The organism is Saccharopolyspora pogona (assembly GCF_014697215.1).
Classification (GTDB): domain Bacteria; phylum Actinomycetota; class Actinomycetes; order Mycobacteriales; family Pseudonocardiaceae; genus Saccharopolyspora; species Saccharopolyspora hattusasensis.
In genome coordinates, this window is sequence record NZ_CP031142.1 from 2,582,104 (window position 1) to 2,602,758 (window position 20,655).

Genomic DNA, 20,655 nt, shown 5'->3' on the forward strand with positions numbered 1-20,655 from the left:
GTCATGTCCGCACCTCTGCCTCCGCTGGCACCGGCACCGGAGCCAGGTCCGGGGATCCCGGTTGATGTGCGTCCAGAGGACTACTACCGGGTCGCCCAGGATTTCGTCGACGGCCAGAACCAGGTCATGCGCAGCTACGAGACTCTCACCCGTAGCCTTGATGCGCTCAGTGGTGCAGCGGGCAATGACGAGCCCGCACAGAAGTTCTCCGAGTCCTACACCCCCGCGGTGCGCACCCTCTTCGCCGGGTTCGTGCGGCTTCACGAGCTGCTGGGTGGAATCGCCCGCGGTCTCGCGATTTCGGCTGACAATCACCGCCGGGCCGACGCCGAGGCCGCCGGTGTCGATCCAGGCGAGGGCTTCGCTCCACTGTGGCCGGACAAGTGTCCCGCCGCCAGCGAGCCTCCTCCGATCCTGGGTGATGGGGACACGAACCTGCTGGCCAAGATCTCGGACTGGGTCAACCCCTACTACCCCAACGGCCACGTCGACAAAATGCACGACGTCGCCACCGCGTTCGCCGCAGCACGCGACAGCCTCAACGACATAGCCAACGACCTACACGCCCGATTGCAGTCGCTGGCCAGCAACAACATCACCGAAGACCTCGACGCGCTGGAGTCGTTCTGGCAGAAGGTCGCCGCCGGCGACGACACACTCATCTCCGCACTTCCCGCCACGTGTGATGCGCTGGCGAACAGTTGCAGCGACTACGCCATCTCGGTCAAACGCACCCGCAACACCATCGGCGACATCGTTGAGGAAACAAGCCTGGAGCTCGCCGCCGTCACCGGCATCGCGTTCGTCGCTTCCCTGCTGACCACACCGGTCGGAGGTTTTGCGGTGGAAGGCGGTGCCGGGGCCGCGGTCCTGGACGCCGCGGGTGTGCGGATGGCCGCAGTCGCCACAGAGTTCGTGATCACCCTCGGCGGCGCGGTCACGACCGTGGCCGCCGTCGAAGCCAACGCCACCCTGGCCATGACCATCAACAACACCCCCGACCCCAACGTCACCCAGACCGAAACCACCCAGGTCGGCGAACGGGCCGGCACCAGTGAGACTACCGCACCGGAACTCAAGATCGACCGCAAACAGATCGAGAAGAAATACGACCGACACGCACCCGACTTCGGCGTCGACAAACCACGCAGCAAAGAAGCCTTCGACGAGTTCGAGAAAGCTATCCGCGACTTCACCCAACGCCCCGACCTCGAGCGCATGTCCGGCACCTACCGCGGAGACCCGGTGTTCTTCCAAGTCGACAAGAACACAGGACTGTTCGTCATGCAAAAACCCACCGGCGAGTTCCTCAGCGGCTGGCGACTCAACCCCGACCAGCTCACCAACGTCCTGACCAGAGGAAAGCTATGATGCCGCCAACACCGTGCGCCCACCAATGCAACCAGCCAGGAGCGAGAGCATGAGCAACGACGTCGCCGACTACGTTGGGCTCATCCGCGCCTTCACATCGGGCAAGATCTCAGCGCGCCGGTTCGAGGAACAGTACATGGCGATGTTCAAAGCAGCGACCCGCCACTTCCCCGAGCCCATCTACGAGATCCTCAACGACCTGTTCCTCGACTGCGACGAATACGTCGCCGACCCCGACCTCCGCGACGAAGACGACCTCGACGACCAGCAACTCCACGAACGCGCGACCCAAGCCCTGACCAAACTGGAAACCGGCCCCACCACGAACTGAAGCCGATGCCGACCGGCCCTTGAGGGGACTGTAATTTTAACGGTGTAACTCCTGAGATGTAGGAGGCACCAGCGACTGAGGTGAAGGCCGAGCAGGCCAGCGAGGCCGCCGCGGCAGACCTGGCGGTAATGGATGAGCAGATCCAGCAGCTGGCCGATCGGGCCCGTGCTGAAGGGCTGCGGCTGACTGGTGAGGGTGGGCTGCTGGGCCGGCTGACCAAGCTGGTCACCGAGGCCGCGCTAGCCGGCGAGATGGATGATCATCTCGGCTACGGCAAGCACGACCCGGTCGGCCGCGACGGCGGCAACTCGCGTAACGGCACACGGGCCAAGATGGTGCTGACCGAGGCCGGTCCGGTGGAAATCAGCGTGCCGCGGGATCGCGACGGGAGTTTCGAGCCGGCGATCGTGAAGAAGCGGCAGCGCCGCCTGTCCGGGGTGGACGATTTGGTGATCTCGTTGTCCCAGGTCCGCAACCTGCTGATGGACCTCGGCGATGACGTCACCGAATTCCGATTCCTCATACGGGACCGGGCCGGCCAGTTCACCGCGTCTTTCGATGCGATCCTCGCCGATGTGGACATCCGCGTAGCCAAGACTTCCCCGCACTGCCCGCGGGCGAACTGCATTGCCGAACGGTTCGTGCGCACTGTCCGAGCCGAACTCACCGACCGCATGTTGATCTTCGGAGAACGACACCTACGTGCGGTGCTCGCAGAGTACGTCCGGCACTACAACGGCCGCCGACCACACCGCGCCCGCGAACTCCGCCCACCACGATCAAGCCACCCAGTCGCGAACCTCAGCCATAAGCGGATCAAGACTCGACCTGTGCTGGATGGCCTGATCAACGAGTACGAGCGTGCAGCGTAAAGCTGCTGATCAGCGCCTCCAGCCGACTTCTGGAACCCCGCAGGCAGGTCGAAGCCCACGTACCGAAAGTTGTGGTGACCCGAGACCTCCGACTTGAGCTCGGCAATTATCGCATGTGTTGGTGCCGACTCCCGCGTTATGCGGGCACCCCGACGCGGGCGGCTAGCCCGCGCAGCTCGGCGCTGGTGCGTCCGGAGACCAGCAAGCCGGTGACCAGGGATTTGACTGCTGGTCTCAGGTGGGTCTCCTCCGGTGCGTGGGATTCGGCGGTCAGGAGTGCACGCAGGCACTGTTCACGCCGTCCCCACTGAGCGAAGGCGGTGGCGATGTCGGTGTAGTAGCGGGCGCGGCGCTCGGTGCTGGGCAGGGTCTGCGGGGCCACCATGCGTGCGGCTGTGAGTGCGGCGGCGGGGTCGCCGGCGGATAGTTCCGCTGAGATCAGGTGTAGCCGTACCGTAGTCGTGCTGAAGCCGCCGTGATCAGGTAGGAGCGTTCTGCCGAGACCGTCGGCAATGGTGGCGGCTTCGGTGGTCAGTTCCCGCATGCCGGCTGCGTCGCCGCATTTCGCGGCGGTGTAGGCCGCCGACTGGATGAGCAAGCCGCGTCCGGCGGCGTGTTCCGGTCCGCCGAGTCGCAGTTCTGGGTGCTCGGCTGCGGTCAAGGCGATGTTCATCGCTTGCTCGTACCAGCGGGCTTTGCGTGCCAGGACAGCGAGATGGCGGGCGGCTTCGGCGACGAGGAGTGCGTCGCCGGTGGCCTCGGCGTACTGCCGGGCGCGGTCGGCGGCCATCCACCCCAGTTGCTGGTCGTCGAGTTTGATGAGCACGCGCACCACTAGCAGGTAGGTCTGCGCGAGCAGCGTGGTGCCATCACCGCCAGCATGGGCATGGCCCGCGTGTAGGAGACGGGGTAGGCGGGTTGCGAGGCTGCCGTAGCGGCATGCGCGGAAATCGGTGTAGGCCCGTGCGAGATCCACCTCGGGCGGGAGCGGGTTATCCGTGCCGGGGTGCAGGCCGAGCATGGCGTCGCGTAGCCGCGTAATGAGCACGGGGCCCAGTGCCGCTTCGCTTACCGGCCCGCCGGTGGTTGTTAGGAGCGGGGCGCCTGCGGCGGTTGCGGCGGTGACTGCGAGGTTCGCCAGCAACTGCCGTCTCCGCACCGGGTCCTCACCGTCCTCTCGTCCGGATCTCTCCTGCACCTTAGACGTGGGAAGGCGTGGATAGTCGGCCGGTGCGATCGCGTGTCCGTTCCCGGCCGGACCGGATGTGAGTCCGAGCGCCTGTGGTGCGATTCCCAGAGCGTCGGCGAAGCTCCGCAGCACCGCCACGTCCGTCAACGCGGACACACCACGTTCATAGCGGGAGACCTGCGCGGCTGAAAACCCGGCCAGTTTACCGAGCTGGACTAGCGTCAGACCCTTTTCCTTGCGCTTGCGGCGGATCAGCTCGCCCGGAGCCTCGCTCGCCGCCCATGAGGTTCTGCCCGCACCCATTCGTTTCCGCTCGTAGCCGAGATCGCGCCGCCGACCAACCCTAGCCCCGTGAACGGGGAGTGACCAGAGGTTTTGCACCGCATGCAAACCGGTTTGCACCTGATGTGAGCACCCCTGCCGCTGACGAGGGCGGGTGCGGTCTCCTCACAGGGCGGGAGGCCGGTCCCTCGGTTGCAACCACGGCAGGTGCGAAGGGAATTGGCAGCTCTTCTCGCCGCGAACGGGCCGGATTCACGTCCACACCCGCAAGGTCCCGCGGATTCATCGAAACAAGGAGGTCCACGATGTCACCGCCACGGCTTCCCGCGCTGGATAGGCAACTCGGTGGTCGCCGCGTCCTGGTGACCGGTGGATCAGGGTTCATTGGATCCCGGGTGGTCGAGGAACTGTGCCGGGCGGGGGCGCAGGTGGTGTCGGTGGATCGCCGCCGGCTGTGGTGGCGCTCTCCGGTGTCCTGTCGTGTCGAGGAGTGCGACATCCGAACCAACCGGCTGGCTGAGCTGATCGTCGAGTTCGCTCCGCATGTCGTCGTGCACCTGGCTGCGCAGGTCGGTGTGCCGGAGTCGGCGCGGTGCCCCGCGGTCGATGCGGAGGTGAATGTGCGCGGCACGATCACTGTCGCCGAAGCCGCCGCTGCTGCGGGAACAGAACTACTGGTATTCGCCGGTTCGTGCGCGATCTACGGTGTGGTCACCGATCTTCCGGTCAGAGAGGATCACCCGCTGGCGCCGATCACCCCGTACGGGCTGAGTAAGGCCGCCGCCCTGGGCTATGTCGAGTGGTTCGCCAGACACCGCGGCTTGCCGGTGACATCGTTGATTCTGGGCAACGTCTACGGCCCGCCCCGCCAGGCTTGCCACGGCGGGGTGATCACCCGGTTTTTTACCGATGCGGCCGAAGGACGAGCTTCGACGCTACACGGGGACGGCTGCGCTACAAGGGATTTCGTGCACGTCGACGATGTCACCGACGCTGTGCTGCGTGCCTGCGTGCTGCCAGCGGCCGGACGGGTCAACATCAGGTCCGGGACCGAGACCAGCATCGCGCACGTGCGGGCGTTGGTCGGTGCAGCGACAGGGCAGGCGATCCCACCGGTGCACGGTGAGGCCTTGCCCGGGGACATCAGGCGGATGTGCCTGCGGATCGACCGGGCCGCCAGGCTGCTGAACTGGTCACCCCGGACTGCGTTGACCGAGGGCATTGCCGCACTCGTTCCGGGTGAAATGGGGGTGAGCGCGTGAGCGCCGAGCACCGGTGTGTCGCCGACCTCGGTCCGGTACGGGCCGAGGTGGCCACCGACCACAGTGGACTGATCGACTACCTGCGCGACTTCTACCCGATCACACCGATGACCGCCTCCGACAGCGCGGCGGAGTGGGCGATTGAGGCCCGGCTGGCCGAACCGGATCCGGGCATGGCGCTGACGCCGTGGCGGGTCGGCTACCGCGCCGACCCGGGCGCCCGGAGGGCGGTGATCCGCTCGACCAACCCGCGTGACCTCGCGAACACAGTCCGGAAAGCGATCCGGGAAGTGCTGCTGGACTACTGCGAGACCCACCAGTACACGATGCTGCACGCCTCAGCGGTGGCCAACGAGAAACGGATGGTCATCGTGGTGGGAGACAAGGGCAGCGGGAAGACCACCCTGGCCTTGAATGCCGCTGTGACCAGTGGTTATCAGTATCTGTCCAATGACCACCTCATCCTTTACCGCACGCAGGAGGGGCTGGTAGTGACCTCGTTGCCGACGCCGATCCCGGTCAAGGTCGGCACATACTTCGACTACGCCGACCGGCTCGCTCAGGCGTGGGAGAACGAGGGTGCCGACCTCGAGGAGTTCCGGCGGATGCCGGCACAGCAGCGGTACGGCCACGATGCCCGGCTGCTCTATACCTATCGCAGCCTTGGCCACGCCAACCCCGTGCACACGCCACTGGATGATCGTCAGGTCGTGGTAGCGCTGGTTGGCTACGCCCCCGACGATCAGCCGGTCAGTCCCCCGACGGCGGTGGCTGATCCGGTGGCGGCGCTGTGGCCGCATGTCCGGTTCGACTGGGTCTTCGATCCGACGCTGAACACCCATCATCTGCCCCGTGGCGAACGCGACCGCGACGCCTACACCCGTGACACAGCAGACCGGCTCGCCGAGCTCACCGCCGGCTCACAGGTCGTTGAGTGGCGCCACCGGGGCGAACTAGCCCTTCATCAAGCGTGTCGGGTGGGTAGATCCGGCCTGAGATAAGGCAAAGGCCTTATCCTGCTTGGGTTTGCGACTCCAACGCATCCCAAGAGGAAAGGCCTTTGTGGTGAAGAAGATACCGCACGAGCAGAGTCGGCGGAACGCGGCACGCCGACGGCGCAAGGTGGCGGCCCGGCATGCACGTGCGGGACACTGGGGCGCGCAGTCCAAGCCGATGCTGCACTCGGGCACGGTGAGCTACGAGATCGGCGGGAACGTCGACGCCACGTGCTTCGGCGGGATCGCGGCGGTGCACCGACTGGTGACCAAGCTCGGTTTGGCCGAGCGGATCAACGACAGTCTGGCGTTGTTGAAGGTGCACCTGCCCTACCATGAGTCCGATCACGTGTTGAACCTCGCCTACAACGTGGCCTGCGGCGGCACCCGGCTGGAGGACATCGAGCGGCTGCGGCATGACACCGCCTACATGAACGCGCTGGGCGCGGACCTGATCGGCGGATCCGACCACGGCGGGGGACTTCTGCCGTCGGTTCGCCAAGGATGACGTGGTGGCGTTGATGGAGGCGATCAACGCGGTGCGCCCGCAGTTGTGGACGGGTCGGGGACGAGACCTACTGGGTCCGATCGCCTACCTCGACGTCGACGGCACGATCGTGCCCACCGGCGGGGAGCACAAGGCCGGGATGGACATTTCCTACAAGGGAATCTGGGGGTATGCGCCGCTGATCGTGTCGCTGGCCAACACCAAGGAAGTGCTGTATCTGGTCAACCGGCCCGGCAACGCGCCCAGCCATCAGGGCGCGGCGCAGTGGATCGACAAGGCGATCGAGTTGGTGGCCCCGCACGCCGAGCGGGTGTGCCTGCGCGGGGATACCGACTTCTCGTTGACCGCGCACTTCGACCGCTGGGCCGAGAAGGTTGACTTCGTCTTCGGCATGGACAACAACGCCGCGCTGCGCTCCCGCGCCGAAGCGCTCGACGAGGCCTGCTGAAGCCGGCTGCAGCGGCCCGCCGCCTACGAGCCGCGCACCGGAGGGACCCGTGCCCGCAGGGAGAACCACAAGCAGCGGATCGTCACCGAACGCGGGTATGTCAACCTCGAACTCAACCACGAGGACGTCGCCGAGTTCACCTACCAGCCCGGCAAATGCCGGCGGCCCTACCAAGTGGTCGCGGTGCGCAAGAACATCAGCAAAACCCGCGGCGAACAGGTCCTGTTCGACGAGATCCGCTACTTCTTCTACATCACCACCCGCACCGACCTCACCGCCGCCGAGGTGGTGGCCTGCGCAGGCGACCGCTGCGATCAGGAAAACATCATCGGACAACTCAAATCCGGCATCCAAGCCCTGCGGGTACCGTTATACGACCTGATCTCCAACTGGGCCTACATGGTCATCGCCGCGCTCGCGTGGAACATCAAATCCTGGTTCGCGATGATGATGCACCGAAAACACCACCGGCGCGACTACATCCGCATGGAATTCCGCCGCTTCCTCCACCACATCATCCTCATCCCCGCCATGGTCATCCGCCACGCCCGCAGCATCACCATCCGGCTCATCGGCTACCAACCCAGCCTGGACCGACTCTTCAGCACCTGGAACACCATCGAACGCACCCGCTTCGGCTAACCCACCACCGGTTACCAGACTTCACACCCGACCACCGCGCACCCGCGGTGGCGACAACGCCTGCCCGAACCCCGAAATCGGCGCCCAGCACCCACCCGAGCGCCACGACACCGGCCCATACGAGCCCCACAACGTCCCCCACCACTCATCGGCGTATCCCACGCTCACGCCAACGTGATCATTTCGGCTACCACCGCCCCACAGAGACCGACTCGCTTATTTGAGGGCTAGCGTGCTTGGCCAGCGCTCCGACATGGGTCGATGATCTTGTCGAACCGCGCCCACCGCGGCCGTACGCGGAGGAATCGGTGTCGGGGCGGCACGCCATCGAGACGGTGTCGACGCTGCGGATACCGAACCTGGTGCGGCACATCAAGGCACTTGAACTCTCGATGACCGGGCCGCCAACCAGGACCGGCACAGAGAACGTCCCCGGCAGCAGCTATCTGCCGGGGACGTGCCGAGAGTCTAGCGATACGTCGGTCGCGGAGTGCACCACGCTGCACGAACTGGGGGAGGTCGCGTGACGGCTGTGGCCGGGAATCGTGGCTACCACGCCAGTCTTTCCAGACCTGGCGATCAGGGTGCAGCCCCACATCGGACGGTCCAGTACTCCCTGTCCCCAGAGCCACGAGTTTGCGGTGCCGTTCTCCGGCGACGCTGACGTGCCGCCGACCTGGGAGTGTCGCATGCACGGCACCGCGTCGAAGCGCATCCACGGCAGCGAGCCGGAGCAGAAGAAGGTCAAGCCACAGCGCACTCACTGGGACATGCTGTTGGAGCGGCGCACCATCCCGGAACTTGATGAGCTGCTCAACCAGCGGTTGGCCGCGCTGCGGTGGAAGAAATGAAGAAGACAAGTGACGCGTCGGTCGCTGTCTTGTGGATACCGATCGTCGGCCTCGAAATTGTTCCCGTGACATATCCCCTGGGTATGCCATCCGGTGAGCTGGATGCTGTCGAAAGACTTCGGCGAGAATGTGAATACAGCATCGTGACCCCGTAGGAGTCGTCCAAATCTCGGTCCGCTCTGGTGTCGTCATACGCCGGGAGTTCGGATCGTGCTGGCTGCTGGCACAACGGTGTGCCAGCAGTCAGGTTCCGTCCAGCACGGCAGTCGAAAGACAGGCCGAGCGCGCTCGGCATACCTACCTCGTCACCGACCAGAACGGTGGGTGCAGCGAAGCTGCCACAGACTATGCCGAGGACCCGAACAGTCCGGTGCTCGCGGCACCAAACAGCAACGGACGTCAACCAATCCGGCACTGATCATCCATACACAACGCTGCACAGGTCCCTCTTTGTCAGGATGAGATGAGACACCTGGACCCGGACGGACACGCGGTCGTTGACCTGCTTCAAGGAAGGGGTCGGCGCAGCGGGTCGCGTCCGGGGCACGGCGGGCCACGGTGTCGGCGATCCACGCCGCCGCATCGGCGGAGACGTGCGTGATCTGGGTGCACCGGTCTTCCCCAGACTGCGCTCAACAACCCACCGTCGAGGCAACACATGGAATCCTTTGACAGTAGGACGTTTCACGACCTCCACATTGATTCCATGTTTCGCTCCGTGACCGACCACCGCGTTGTTGTAGCCGCCGTCCACCCACGCCTTCGACACGGTCGGGTGGTCACTGGCGAGATGATCGAGAACCTGTTTCCCGCCAGTGGAATCCTGCACCGACTCCGCAGTAACGATCACAACAAGCAAGAGTCCCAACGCATCCGTGCCGATGTGCCGCTTCCTGCCCTTGATCTTCTTGCCCTTATCCCGGCACCGGGATAAGGGCAAAAAGATCCGGCGGCGAAACGCCCAGGAGATGCGCGCCCTGCGCGGCGCCCCTCCGGTCGAGGTGGTCAGGACACTGAACCCGATCATCCGAGGCCAGGCGAACTACTACCGGGCGGGGGCGTCGAAGAAGGCATTCCAGGCTTTGGACGACCACCTGTGGCAGCTCCTCTACAAATGGGCGCGCCACAGACACCCCCGCAAACCCCGGAAATGGGTCACCGCCCGCTATTTCGGGGCGTTCCACCCGACCAGACGTGACCGGTGGGTCTTCGGTGACCGCGACAGCGGCGCCTACCTCCACCACTACGCCTGGACGAAAATCGTCCGGCACGCGCCGGTCCCCGGCAGGCACTCACCCGATGATCCTGCCCTGGCCTCCTACTGGGCCGACCGGCGGCGCAAACGCCCACCGCCGCAACTGGCCGAGTCCCGGCAACGCCACCTGCGTCTCCAACGAGGACTCTGCCCGCTCTGCCGACAGCCGCTGCTGCATGCCGACCGCCCACCAGACTCCCCCAGCCAATGGGAGAACTGGTATCGCGGAATCCGAAAAGCGATAGCCCACAACGCCATCGCCGAACACGGCACCGGCCGGACGATCAACCGCCTTGTCCACGTCCACTACGCCCGACGCCACCCCGGCCACCAGGCGCACGACCCCGACCAGTAAAGCAGATGCCTGCCCGCCCACGCGGGCTGCTTGAGCCGTGTGCCGCGACGAGTGGCACGCACGGTTCTGAGGGGGCGCCGGCGCAGCAATGCGCCGGCGCTACCCGACGGAAGACTCCACCTCGTTCGTGACATCGCCTTCAACGAGGACCACCACCGGGCCCGCACCGGCAACGCACCCCAGAACCTCGCCGTCTTACGCAACACCGCAATCACCGCGCACCGCCAAAACGGAGCCACCGGCATCCAACCCGCCCTCCGCGCCGGCAACCGCAAACCCGAACGACTCCTGAACCTACTACCCGAAACCACCTAAACCGGACAGGTTAACCTTGCACACGCCCTGGGCAGACACCCAAGACCCGACCGTCGCGGAAGTCGTCGTGGGTCATATGGAGGTACATGATGCTCACGATCGATTTAAACCAGTTCGTGTAGACCTCCGCGAGATCAGCGCCGAGGACCTGCGCCACGTGTTCGGCAACGAAGCTGCTGCACGCACCGGGTCAGGCGCGATCGCGCGCAACCTGGAATTCGAGCCAACCGATCACCTGAAGTACGCCGCAGCACGAATTGCGTACCTGCTCGGCGAAGCCGGCCCCGGCACTGGGGACCTCCGCTGGCCGCACAACACATCCGCGCTGCTACACGCCCTGCAACAGGTGGCCGAGTCGTCGAGTGCGTTGGTGGCCGAGGCAACGGATACCCCCGGACATGAACTCGCCGCAGGGCACGTCGTGCCGGGCGAGACGACTGGACCCGAAGTTTTGTGGCCCTTGCCGGTCCGCTTCTCCCGCGCTGGAAGAACACCCGAGCCGCCACTCACTACCCATCCTGGCCGCCCAACGGGTCGACGCCGAAGCACTCGCCCGCGACGCCGAACAACGCGGCTGGATCACCGAAGCCGAACGCCACCAACGACTCATCAACCGACTCGACACCCTCATCAACAAGGCCCATACAGGATGACCACCACCAACACACTCAACCGCGTCGAACGCGCCTGCACCCAACTCCACCACGACGGCCACGCCGTCACCTTCACCGCCGTGGCCACCCGCACCGGCCTGGGCCGCACCACTCTCTACCGCAACCCCACGCTGCGCGCCGTCATCGAGGAACACCGGCACCGCTCCACCACCAGCGGCACCCTGACCGGCCTCACCGACGAGATCGCCACCCTCCGCACCGCAGTCGACGCCCTCGCCACCCGAGTACGCCACCACGAAGAACAACTCCGACGCCTCACAGCCAGAAAAAACTGAAAGCGTTAACCGGGCAATAACCGGAGACCGAGATCATTAGCCGGATAAGCGCTCGACAACGCCGCAGCGGAGGCGTTCAACTCCAACGCTGAAGGTCGAGTTCGTGCACCGGCACCACTTCGCTACCCGCGTCGAGGCCCGTATCAAGATTTCGACCTGGATCGCGGACTTCTACAACGCCACCAGACGACACAGCACCAACGACGGGCTCGCCCCGATCACGTACGAGCATCACATGGCACGAGCACGGACAGCCTCAACCGTCCAGCTCAGGACCGAAGTGGCATAACACGTCTCCACGATTCCAGGGGATTGACAGGACCTTGTCGAGCAGGATGAACTAGCCCATGGCACGCGAGTACCCTGTGCGTAACCGACAGGTCGACCACAGCAGCGCCGTTCAAAGGACCCGACATGCACATCACAGCCGTGCTTCCCAATTTGGCGGCGGTGGATGGCCAGGGTGTAGTCGAGCATGACGACGATAGCTCGCGGGCGGCGGCGGCGATGAGGGTGCTACGCGAGCTAATCCCGTGGGATGGCTACGCTCTGTCGGCATGGGATGCCGAGTCGGGAACACACCGTCACGTGACCCTGACGAGTGAGGGCTACTCGGCCGAACTTCAAGAGCATATGAACGACGCCTTCGTGGAGCACAACCCAGGCTTTCACCTGTTGCACACGCGGGTGCCCAGGGCGTTGCGGTGGTCGGATCTCGCTCACGACTGGCAGATGAAGTTTGATCGCACATACTCTGCCGAGGGTTTCTTGATCCCTGCTGGTTTCCACGAAGGCGCAACGATGTGCCTCCGCCTGCCGGACGGTCGGTACACCGGGGCCCTGCATATCAGCTGGGCGAAGGCAAAGAATGCCAGCGATGAGGCGCGGGGCCTCATCGAGGGATTCCAACCGGTGCTGGCGAGAGCCTGTGACCTACTCGACAGCGCCCAGCGGCGCGTGAACCGCTTGGGTGCAGACGCGCACGCTGTGCTCCTCTCACGCGCGGGAGCAATTACCGAGATGCCTGGTCACGTCGCCGGCCCGCACCTGTTGAACGAGGCTTTCCCGGTCGCGGTTGCACGCCACGCCGCCGCCTTGCGCCGTCGACGCTATCTGTGGATCGCACCTGAAGGCACGTGTCATCGCGTCGAGCTCATCCCCGGCGGCGGCGGTTCGGTGATCATCGGCGAACAGCAGATCCCCTGGCCGTTCGGGCTGAGTAGCCGCGAGGCGCAGATTCTGCACTGGGTTTCGGAAGGGTATTCCAACCCGGAGATCGGTGAACGCCTTTACATCAGCCCACGCACGGTGTCCACGCACATCGAGCACATCCTCGACAAGCTTGGCTGCCAGTCGCGCACGCAGCTTGCACGGCTCGCGGTGGAGGCCGACCTGCTGCTGATCGGCGAGCTCTACGAGGGCCGGTTCGCGTAGTTGCTCACAAGCGGAAGGACTTCGAGCCTCAAGCCAACCCTGTGATCTGCGCCCACCTCACATCGCGCTGAGGTGACGTCCTGGTCGGACCCCGCGCCCCACTAGCCGCAATGCCGGTCGTTTAAGTGATCTTGGCTGGTCGGCGTCGGTGTCCGGTCTTGCTGGGTGCGGTGATGACGACCGCTGAGCGCGATGGTCTGCTGTCCTGGCGCTGCTGGCGGTGGCGTGCCCGTTTGAGGAAAGTTGCTCATCTTCCTCTTGATCACGCGCGGATAGCTCCGGTTCCGGCGCTCCGGATTGATCTCATCGCAGACCTCGGCCAGCAGTAGACGATAGTGATCATCACTTGCTGTGAGGGGGAAAAGACTCCGGTTTCCACACGCGGGACCGGATGACACGCACCGTGTTCTTATGCGAAATCCGATCCGGATCCAACTTCGCATGATCAGCAGCATCCACCTGGACACACATCGTGGCGTAGTGCACCGCCAGATGCGCCCAGAATTCCTGCCGCACCCCATCCGGCGACTTCGACCGAAAGATCTTCTCGTTGCCCAGCTGAACGCTCTTGATCTGCTTGAGAAACCCCTCGATATTCCAGCGCTCATGGTAAAGAACCGCGAGCTCCTTCGCGGGAGCCCGAACCGGGTCCATGATCGTGGTCACCAACCGATACAACTCACCTCACCACGGCAGCCGATATTCGATCACCCGCAACCGAAACGACGCCCGACCGGACTTCCTGGGCGGGATCACCTCCGCGATGTAGGACCATCGGCCAGCATCTCCACCGGCTGCAGAATGAGGTTCGACGCCACCCGCCACAGCAGGTCAGCACCAGTGTCCACCGCCTTGATCCACCGATGGAACGAATAGATATTCCGATCGGCCAGCACCAGCATGCCCGGCCTCAGCGAGCCGAACATCTCCTCGATCAACATCGTTTCCGCAGCGGCGTAACCATCCATCCGGGCGTCAAAGACCGCGTGCGTGCCCAATTCGATCAGGCACGCCGCCTGAATCTGCGGATACGCGGTCTTGCCCTCGCCACGGCCCGAACCCGGGCGACCGAACTCCCGCTCGTTGTCCTCGGTATCGGGCACGGTGAATGTGGTTCCGTAGCCTGACACGGAATTGGTGACAGGGCCCCGAGGAGTGCACGAACACCCGCCGCAGCCGCAGTACCGGGTCCTTCTTCCGCTTGCCGGGCACGGTGATGGCATCCTCGACCACCCGCCAGGTGCCCCGCTGATCGGCCGGTGTGCTCGCGTCCCGCTCGGCCACGTAGTCCACCACGGTCGCCGTCTGCAGGTCGAGCGCGGCCAGTTCCGCAGAGCCGACATAGCCAAGCAGGGCCTACGCATCCCGCGGTCGTGTCCTGCGCGCGCACCCCGGCCGGCATCGAGCAGGAAATCTACGCCCTGCTGGTGGTCTACCAACTGCTACGCACCGCCATGACCGACGCTACCAACACCCGACCCTGTGATGATCCGGACAGGGCCAGTTTCAGCATCGCCTGGCACACAACCCGCGACCAGGTCATCCACGCCGAACGTCATCGCCGACACCACCATCGATCTCATCGGCACGATCGGACGGCACGTCCTGGCCAACCTCCTGCCCGCCCGGCGGCTACGGGTATGCCCCCGCGTCGTCAAACGCGCGATCTCCAAATACCAGGCACGAGGACCGATTATCGACCGAACCAGTTACAAAGCCACCCTGAACATCGACATCCTCACACCCAAAGACCCTTGACGAACACTACAACCGCCAAACTTCACGGCCTTGGGACTAGCCGGGCAGCAGCCCCGATCAACTCGACTTCGGCCCCCGGCGGCCCGACGAGCTGCAGCGCCATCGGGATCCCGTCGCTGCGGCGCACGGGAACTGAGATCGCCGGCAGACCCAGCACACTCCACGGGCTCGTAAGTGCGAGAAGCGCCGTTTGCACGTCAACCGGCGCGCCGCGCACCTCGCCTACACGCTGGTCGATGAGTGGCGGGAGAAGGGGCACAGTCGGCAAAGCGAGCAGATCGAAGCGCCGGAGCAGAGCGAGCGCTCGCTCGCGCACGCGATCGCGTACCGAGAGGGCGACGTCGTATTCGGTCGCGGTCACAGCACCGCCGACATGGAGGCGGTCGTGCACTTCTGGATCGTACAACTTGGGCGCGCGACTTAGCCGCTCCGCGTGCTCGGCAAAGGCCTCGCGTCCCTGGATGACACGGTAGGCGGACCGAAGCTCGTCTGCCTCGGGCACGACGACCTCCTCGGCAACAAGGACGTCAGCGAATTCGCGTGCCGCATGTGCGATCTCGGGCGCGGTCGGATGCACGGAGTCGGGCGGGATCCAGCCGACGAGCGGCCGTCGTGTGGGCGTTCGCGCCTCACCGGTCAGCGCGGTCCAGAGCGCGCGCACGTCCTCGGGAAATCTAGCGAGCAGGCCGACGGTGTCGAGGGACGGAGCCAGTGGCAGGACACCGTCGGTGCTGAGAGCGCCGTGAGTCGGCCTTAGCCCGACAATACCGCAAAACGCCGCCGGGATCCGCGCTGAGCCGCCGGTATCCGTGCCGAGCGCCAGGGGCACGATGCCGGCCGCCACCGCGGCGGCGGAGCCGCTACTCGATCCGCCTGCCATGCGTTCCAGGGCGTGTGGATTGCGGGTGGCTCCGGTGGCGGAGCGATCGCCTGTCGGACCGTTCGCGAACTCGTGCGTCGTGGTCTTGCCGATCACCACGGCGCCCGCGGCGCGTAACCGCCGGACACACTCTGCATCGCGCTGAGCGACGTGAGCAGTCAGATGCCGGGATCCTGCGGTCGTCGGCAAACCCTGCACGTGAATCATGTCCTTCACCGCGATCGGGATGCCGTGTAGCGGGCCACGGTCCACGCCGTTAGCCAGCTCCCGGGACGCGACGACCGCTGCGGCGCGCGCACCCGATTCGTCGAGTGCAACGAAGGCATTAATCGCCGGCTGCCAACGCGTCGCTTCGCCGATCGCGGTTTCCGTGAGGTCGACCGCGGAAAGACGTCCGGACCGCAACGCGGCGGCGAGGCCAGCAAGATCAGCGTCAGCGAAATACCCCGGGGGGTGCGGGCTCGGTTCGACTCCCAAGGATGACGGCACGTTAGCTCCTTCGATGCGCGCGTACGTGGCACGCGACGCGGCGACTGTACTCAGTCGGCCGGATCCTGCGGCACCCCTCCTCGCATCAATCGAGGAGAAATACGTCAGCTGACGGATATCTCGACTCCCGCGGCGCTTCCTACGCTCGGTGAGCGACATTCTGTCGACGTTTACGAAGAAGTAGGCGAGGTGAAGGTCCATGGCGAGCATCCAAGACAATCACGACAATCGAAAGCACACAGCACAGCGGGTCCTGGGGATACTGTTCGCTCTGGTCTATGCGGTGGCCCTCGTGCCCACCGTGTACATCGGCGCCACGCAGAATCACGACCCAATCGCCGGGATCCCGGCGTCGATCTGGTACATGCTCCTGGTGCCAGCGGCAGCGATCGCCTTGACGTACGCCCTCCGGGTCGTCGAGCGCCGGCAGGGGGCGATGGACTGATGCTCATCACGTTTGGCGCACTCGCCTTGTTCTTCGCCCTCATCGTCGTGGTGCTGCACGTCGCCAAGAGTCGGCGGGACGTTTCTACCTTCAGCAACTACGCCGTCGGCGACCGCTCGTTCTCGAGCTGGTTCGTCTCAATGGCCTACACCAACTCATGGTGGCCCGGTTCGACCTTCACCGCAGTGTTCGGCCTGGCTGTCGCGAGCGGCATCATCGGACTGTACTTCCTCGTGTACTCCGTGCTCGGCGTACTGGCGATGTACTTCATCGCTCGACCGGTATGGAAGTGGGGCAAGCAGTTCGACCTGCGTACGCAGTCCGATCTGCTCGCGCTGCGTTACAACAGCCCGAAGCTCAAGCTGGTCTCGAGCATCATCAGCGTGGTTGCCCTGCTTCCTTGGCTTATCCTCGGCCTGATTGCGATGGGCACCGTCATCCAGTGGGCGTCGCTGGGCAACCTGTCGGCTGCCGAATCGATCCTTATTGGCATCGTCGTGCTTGTGATCCGGCAGTTCTGGACCGTGCAGATGGGCATGCGCGGTCTCATCGTCACAGACATGGTGCAGGGCATCGTCGCGTATGTCGGCGCGGCCGTCCTGTGCCTGGGCCTCCTGATCTTCTACTTCGGCGGGCTGGGCAACCTCAGCCAGCTGACCGCGACACAGCTCAGTCTGCCAGGCTTCGAAGCTCGCGAGGGCGGACTGTTCTACTTCGGAATCGTGGCTGCCGGCATCATCGGCTCCCTGTGCTGGCCGATGATCTTCACCCGCATCTACACGGCCGCGAGCGTGCGTGAGGTCAAGAAGGGTTCGCTGCAGACGATGATCATCGGCTTCGTGTTCTTTGTCCTGCTGATGCTCGTCGCCCTGTGCGCCGCGCCGCTTCCACTGGCGGCCGAACAGCCCGTGTTGGCTTTCTTCGCCGTAGCCCAGGACGCCGGCGGCATCGCGCTTCTCGCCTGCGCACTGGTCATCGTCTTCGCCGCCGGCATGGGATTCGTTGACGGCGTGACGCAGGCCATCGGCACGCAGTTCGCGAACGACATCGTCGGTGTGATTCGCCCGCTGAAAGACAAGCAGGAGCTCTACCTCGCGAAGGGTGCCATGGCCGGCTTTGCCGTAATCGCCGCGGTCATCGCATACCAGATCTATGACTCGCCGAACCTGGCCGGAGTTACGCAGCTCGCTTATCAGGCGATCATCCAGCTCGCCGTCCCGATTTTCGGTGGGCTCGTCTGGCGTCGAGGAAATCGCGCCGGCGCCATCTCGGGTCTGATTGTTGGGGCCGTTGTCGCACTGGCCCTGACGCTGCCCTATATGGACATCGGCGGCGCCGTGCCATGGCTCGGCGGACTGGCGTCGGGGCTGGTCGGACTAGCCGCAAACTTGGTCGTCTTCGTGGTCGTGAGTCTGGTGTGGCCCAGCAGCAAAGCTGAGATGAATCGGGTCGACCAGCTCTTCCTTGCGGCCAAGAGCGGTTCCACCCCGCCCTCCGCTTCGGTTCGCGAGCCAGACGCCGTGCCGGACGCCGTATGAGCGCCGCATCCGCCCCAACCCTCCTTGCCACAACAGAAAGGCACGTCATGAGCAGAGTTGATGAAACCGTCGACGTCCCGCATCTCGGCGGATCGTCGATCGGAGTCACCTTCGGAAGGCCGTACGATCCTACGCTCCCTACGTTGGTGCTGATCAATTCCTACACCACCTCTGCCGAGCTGTACCGGCCCCAGTATGCCGATCCGGATCTCAACGCGGCGGTCAACTTGCTCGCGTTGGAGCCCTACGGGCACGGTCGCACACGGGCCACCTATCCCCACTTCACGTACTGGGATAGCGCAATCGCCAACCTTCAAGTGCTATCTGCGCTGGGCATCGGGGAAGCATTCGTCTTGGGAACTTCTCAGGGCGGATGGATTGCCACTCGCATGGCGCTGCTGGCGCCCGACGTCGTGCAGGGCCTGATCCCACTCGGCACCTCATTCGATGTCGAAAGCCAGCGCAGCCGAGACCTGGGATGTTGGGATGCCCCCGCATTCTGCACGCCTTTCATCGACGCCTTCACCGAACCTGTAGACGACGACTGGGTCGTGCCCGACCAGTTCGTTGACGACACCTTTGACGCCGCGCTAGGCGGGCTGTCATCGACGGAGCGCCGGTTCTGGCTCACAACCTACCGACACAACTTCGCCGGGGACGAAGGCCGCCACCGGCTACGCCTGTGCACGATCAATCTGCGCGATCGCGACGGCCTCTACGGTCGGCTGGACGACGTCACCGCACCGGTGCTGTGGTTGCACGGCTCCGCTGATCAGGTGTACTCGGTCGCGAACGCGCAGGAGGAAATCGGATTGTTCACCCGCTCACTCGACGCCCGCCTCGAAGTGATCCCAGACGGGCAGCATTTCCTCAGCGCATCCAAGCCGGCCGAAGTCGACAGCGCCATCCTCGACTTCGTAGGGAGGTGGGCATGACCACCGCTTCCCGCACCGCCCGGACCTCTGAACGTCCGGTCTTGACGGACGCCGGCGCCGATCTCCGGTCGCGCGCCAACGAGACCGCGGTATCGGCCATGCTCGCGGTCGATCCGGTGCTCGTTGACGTGGCCCCCGTCCTTGAGGCATTGCCGGGAATGACTCCACGAACGATCCTTACGTCAGGCGCGCCCATGGAATGGCGGGAGTACACCGGAGGTCAGCGGAGGGCAGTCCTCGGGGCCGCACTCTTTGAAGGTCTGGCTGAAACCCTCGATGAGGCGGACCGGTTGTTGCACGCTGGCGAAATTCTCGTGCGGCCCTGCCATGACCACGGCTGCGTCGGCTCAGTGACTGGCGTCACCTCGGCCTCCATGCCGGTCTTGGTGGTGCAGGATGCGGCATCCGGTCGTCGCGGACATTGCGTCCTGTACGAAGGCAGCGACCGACAGCGGCTCACTTACGGAGTCTGGAATGCCACGGTGCATGACCGGCTGATGTGGATCCGTCGCGTGCTCGCGCCTCGGCTGTCCGCCGCACTTAGGCAGACGGGTGGTGTGCGGATCAATCCGATCATCCGTCGCGCCCTCGGCATGGGAGACGACCTTCACAGCCGGAATACCGCGGCCACGGCGGTCCTGTTTCAGCAGTTGGTTGACCCCGTCCTCGGGGCCAACGGTGCCGATGCCGACACCCGAGAGGTGCTCGCATTCATCAGGCAGAACGACCTCTTCTTTCTCCACGTCGCCATGGCCACGGGAAAGTGCATCGCCGATGCCGCCACAGGCATCCCGCACAGCAGCATCGTGACGGCCATGGCGCTCAACGAGAAGCAGTTTGCCCTACGAACCTCCGGTACAGGCGATAGATGGTTCCGTGCACCTATCCCTGAGCTCCGAGCGAAGCTGTTCGAGGGACTCCGCGTGGAGGACACTGCGTTCATGGGTGGCGAAAGTCTGATCACTGAAACTGTGGGCCTTGGTGGACTCGCAGCCGCCGCTGCCTTCTCACTGCAGGACTACAGCGGCGGGTCGGCCGAAGCGATGATGCGTATCACCAATGAGATGTATCGCATCACTGCCACGGAACATCCACTATGGAAAATCCCCTCACTCGGATTCCGAGGCGTCCCGTACGGTATCGATGCCTCGCTGGTGGCCTGGACGGGCATCACGCCCCGTATTCACATGGGTGCCGCACTGCGCGAGGGCGGTCACGCTGGCGCTGGCCTCCTGATTGCCCCGATCGAACCTTTCCGGGAAGCGGACACCGCGCTCACCGCGTGATCATCCCCCGGACAGACGACGGAACACTATTTCGCCCTCTTGGCTCGTTATCCTGCTTCTGTCTCCGGTCCTCCCTGAGGTTTCGCAGTTTTGTGGGGGTGTGCGGCGTGGCGGCGTGATCATGGCCTGGAGAAGGGGGAAGCATCGGCGTTGCTTGTAACCGCCCGTTGTCCGGGAGATTCGCCGATGCTTCCTGTGGGAACCGTACCGTCTTGTTTGCTGTCTGTGTTGGAAGAGGTGCGTCCGCCAACCATCGTCGACTCCT

19 protein-coding genes and 4 pseudogenes are annotated in these 20,655 nt (G+C 64.7%); 18 read left to right on the forward strand and 5 right to left on the reverse strand.

Features of this window, described 5'->3' with window-relative positions:
• The first annotated feature begins 3 nt into the window (after positions 1 to 3).
• The 4 genes and pseudogenes from DL519_RS11810 (at position 4) to DL519_RS11825 (ending at position 2,574) form a co-directional block, all read left to right on the forward strand.
• Positions 4 to 1,371: a colicin D domain-containing protein gene (locus DL519_RS11810; RefSeq protein ID WP_190814655.1), complete on the forward strand. Its 1,368-nt coding sequence runs from the start codon at positions 4 to 6 to the stop codon at positions 1,369 to 1,371.
• Positions 1,372 to 1,420: 49 nt separating this feature from the next.
• On the forward strand, positions 1,421 to 1,702 hold the full coding sequence (locus DL519_RS11815) for a colicin immunity domain-containing protein (RefSeq protein WP_168587743.1): 282 nt from the start codon (positions 1,421 to 1,423) through the stop codon (positions 1,700 to 1,702).
• A 128-nt stretch (positions 1,703 to 1,830) separates the two neighbouring features.
• Positions 1,831 to 2,163, forward strand: a pseudogene (locus tag DL519_RS11820) (transposase); the annotation flags it as partial.
• A gap of 21 nt (positions 2,164 to 2,184) precedes the next feature.
• On the forward strand, positions 2,185 to 2,574 hold the full coding sequence (locus DL519_RS11825) for an integrase core domain-containing protein (protein WP_190823931.1): 390 nt from the start codon (positions 2,185 to 2,187) through the stop codon (positions 2,572 to 2,574).
• 136 nt (positions 2,575 to 2,710) lie between these two features.
• Here the strand turns inward: DL519_RS11825 and DL519_RS11830 are convergent, their stop codons facing one another.
• On the reverse strand, positions 2,711 to 4,066 hold the full coding sequence (locus DL519_RS11830) for a helix-turn-helix domain-containing protein (RefSeq protein ID WP_190814657.1): 1,356 nt from the start codon (positions 4,064 to 4,066) through the stop codon (positions 2,711 to 2,713).
• Positions 4,067 to 4,350: 284 nt separating this feature from the next.
• On the opposite strand from DL519_RS11830, the gene DL519_RS11835 reads away from it, so the two are divergent.
• The 5 genes and pseudogenes from DL519_RS11835 to DL519_RS11865 all read left to right on the forward strand — a co-directional run bounded on the left by DL519_RS11835 (position 4,351) and on the right by DL519_RS11865 (position 8,751).
• Complete coding sequence (locus DL519_RS11835; protein ID WP_190814660.1) at positions 4,351 to 5,307, forward strand: NAD-dependent epimerase/dehydratase family protein; 957 nt, start codon at positions 4,351 to 4,353, stop codon at positions 5,305 to 5,307.
• On the forward strand, positions 5,304 to 6,308 hold the full coding sequence (locus DL519_RS11840) for a DEAD/DEAH box helicase family protein (RefSeq protein WP_190814662.1): 1,005 nt from the start codon (positions 5,304 to 5,306) through the stop codon (positions 6,306 to 6,308). The genes DL519_RS11835 and DL519_RS11840 overlap by 4 nt, the downstream gene beginning before the upstream one ends.
• A 64-nt stretch (positions 6,309 to 6,372) precedes the next feature.
• Positions 6,373 to 7,900: pseudogene (locus DL519_RS46240) on the forward strand (IS1380 family transposase).
• Between the two features lie 308 nt (positions 7,901 to 8,208).
• On the forward strand, positions 8,209 to 8,427 hold the full coding sequence (locus tag DL519_RS11860) for a hypothetical protein (protein WP_190814666.1): 219 nt from the start codon (positions 8,209 to 8,211) through the stop codon (positions 8,425 to 8,427).
• 5 nt (positions 8,428 to 8,432) lie between these two features.
• A pseudogene (locus DL519_RS11865) lies at positions 8,433 to 8,751 on the forward strand (RNA polymerase-binding protein RbpA).
• A gap of 619 nt (positions 8,752 to 9,370) precedes the next feature.
• Here DL519_RS11865 and DL519_RS49880 read toward each other — a convergent pair.
• Positions 9,371 to 9,691 (reverse strand): annotated as a pseudogene (locus DL519_RS49880) (transposase); the annotation flags it as partial.
• Here DL519_RS49880 and DL519_RS11875 point away from each other — a divergent pair.
• The 5 genes from DL519_RS11875 (at position 9,633) to DL519_RS11895 (ending at position 13,059) form a co-directional block, all read left to right on the forward strand.
• Positions 9,633 to 10,361, forward strand: a complete 729-nt coding sequence (locus DL519_RS11875; protein WP_190814675.1) for a group II intron maturase-specific domain-containing protein — start codon at positions 9,633 to 9,635, stop codon at positions 10,359 to 10,361. The pseudogene DL519_RS49880 and the gene DL519_RS11875 sit on opposite strands and share 59 nt — an antisense overlap.
• Before the next feature lie 713 nt (positions 10,362 to 11,074).
• Positions 11,075 to 11,329: a transposase gene (locus tag DL519_RS11880; RefSeq protein WP_190814677.1), complete on the forward strand. Its 255-nt coding sequence runs from the start codon at positions 11,075 to 11,077 to the stop codon at positions 11,327 to 11,329.
• Positions 11,326 to 11,625 (forward strand): DUF6262 family protein, encoded by a 300-nt coding sequence (locus DL519_RS11885; protein WP_190814679.1) that lies wholly within the window; start codon positions 11,326 to 11,328, stop codon positions 11,623 to 11,625. Before DL519_RS11880 ends, DL519_RS11885 begins: the two co-directional genes overlap by 4 nt.
• 88 nt (positions 11,626 to 11,713) lie before the next feature.
• Positions 11,714 to 11,914, forward strand: coding sequence for an IS3 family transposase (locus DL519_RS49885; RefSeq protein WP_223840258.1), 201 nt, complete (start codon positions 11,714 to 11,716; stop codon positions 11,912 to 11,914).
• 125 nt (positions 11,915 to 12,039) lie between these two features.
• Positions 12,040 to 13,059, forward strand: a complete 1,020-nt coding sequence (locus DL519_RS11895) for a helix-turn-helix transcriptional regulator (protein WP_190814683.1) — start codon at positions 12,040 to 12,042, stop codon at positions 13,057 to 13,059.
• 342 nt (positions 13,060 to 13,401) lie between these two features.
• Here DL519_RS11895 and DL519_RS11900 read toward each other — a convergent pair whose 3' ends face one another.
• The 3 genes from DL519_RS11900 to DL519_RS11910 all read right to left on the reverse strand — a co-directional run bounded on the left by DL519_RS11900 (position 13,402) and on the right by DL519_RS11910 (position 16,186).
• A complete protein-coding gene (locus DL519_RS11900; RefSeq protein ID WP_223840259.1) occupies positions 13,402 to 13,725 on the reverse strand; it encodes a transposase in 324 nt (107 codons plus the stop codon).
• Between the two features lie 86 nt (positions 13,726 to 13,811).
• Entirely contained in the window at positions 13,812 to 14,162 is a 351-nt protein-coding gene (locus tag DL519_RS11905; RefSeq protein ID WP_190814687.1) for a hypothetical protein, read from the reverse strand.
• Between the two features lie 677 nt (positions 14,163 to 14,839).
• Positions 14,840 to 16,186, reverse strand: coding sequence for an amidase (locus tag DL519_RS11910; protein ID WP_190814690.1), 1,347 nt, complete (start codon positions 16,184 to 16,186; stop codon positions 14,840 to 14,842).
• 199 nt (positions 16,187 to 16,385) lie between these two features.
• Between DL519_RS11910 and DL519_RS11915 the strand changes: the two genes are divergently transcribed.
• From DL519_RS11915 to DL519_RS11930, 4 genes are read left to right on the forward strand one after another with little or no spacing between them, the layout of a single operon-like run.
• Positions 16,386 to 16,631 carry a hypothetical protein gene (locus DL519_RS11915; protein ID WP_190814692.1) on the forward strand — a complete coding sequence of 82 codons (246 nt, stop codon included), beginning with the start codon at positions 16,386 to 16,388 and terminating at the stop codon, positions 16,629 to 16,631.
• Positions 16,631 to 18,169, forward strand: a complete 1,539-nt coding sequence (locus DL519_RS11920) for a sodium:solute symporter family protein (protein WP_190814694.1) — start codon at positions 16,631 to 16,633, stop codon at positions 18,167 to 18,169. Before DL519_RS11915 ends, DL519_RS11920 begins: the two co-directional genes overlap by 1 nt.
• A 47-nt stretch (positions 18,170 to 18,216) precedes the next feature.
• Positions 18,217 to 19,104, forward strand: coding sequence for an alpha/beta fold hydrolase (locus DL519_RS11925; RefSeq protein ID WP_190814696.1), 888 nt, complete (start codon positions 18,217 to 18,219; stop codon positions 19,102 to 19,104).
• A complete protein-coding gene (locus DL519_RS11930) occupies positions 19,101 to 20,390 on the forward strand; it encodes a YlbE family protein (protein WP_190814698.1) in 1,290 nt (429 codons plus the stop codon). Before DL519_RS11925 ends, DL519_RS11930 begins: the two co-directional genes overlap by 4 nt.
• Positions 20,391 to 20,655: the final 265 nt, after the last annotated feature.

Bases quoted from the DNA above. Each gene is read 5' to 3' on its own strand.
- DL519_RS11810 (WP_190814655.1), top strand. From the start codon at position 4: ATGTCCGCACCTCTGCCTCCGCTGGCACCGGCACCGGAGCCAGGTCCG.
- DL519_RS11815 (WP_168587743.1), top strand. From the start codon at position 1,421: ATGAGCAACGACGTCGCCGACTACGTTGGGCTCATCCGCGCCTTCACA.
- DL519_RS11825 (WP_190823931.1), top strand. From the start codon at position 2,185: ATGGACCTCGGCGATGACGTCACCGAATTCCGATTCCTCATACGGGAC.
- DL519_RS11830 (WP_190814657.1), bottom strand. From the start codon at position 4,066: ATGGGTGCGGGCAGAACCTCATGGGCGGCGAGCGAGGCTCCGGGCGAG.
- DL519_RS11835 (WP_190814660.1), top strand. From the start codon at position 4,351: ATGTCACCGCCACGGCTTCCCGCGCTGGATAGGCAACTCGGTGGTCGC.
- DL519_RS11875 (WP_190814675.1), top strand. From the start codon at position 9,633: ATGTGCCGCTTCCTGCCCTTGATCTTCTTGCCCTTATCCCGGCACCGG.
- DL519_RS11880 (WP_190814677.1), top strand. From the start codon at position 11,075: ATGAACTCGCCGCAGGGCACGTCGTGCCGGGCGAGACGACTGGACCCG.
- DL519_RS11885 (WP_190814679.1), top strand. From the start codon at position 11,326: ATGACCACCACCAACACACTCAACCGCGTCGAACGCGCCTGCACCCAA.
- DL519_RS11895 (WP_190814683.1), top strand. From the start codon at position 12,040: ATGCACATCACAGCCGTGCTTCCCAATTTGGCGGCGGTGGATGGCCAG.
- DL519_RS11915 (WP_190814692.1), top strand. From the start codon at position 16,386: ATGGCGAGCATCCAAGACAATCACGACAATCGAAAGCACACAGCACAG.
- DL519_RS11920 (WP_190814694.1), top strand. From the start codon at position 16,631: ATGCTCATCACGTTTGGCGCACTCGCCTTGTTCTTCGCCCTCATCGTC.
- DL519_RS11925 (WP_190814696.1), top strand. From the start codon at position 18,217: ATGAGCAGAGTTGATGAAACCGTCGACGTCCCGCATCTCGGCGGATCG.
- DL519_RS11930 (WP_190814698.1), top strand. From the start codon at position 19,101: ATGACCACCGCTTCCCGCACCGCCCGGACCTCTGAACGTCCGGTCTTG.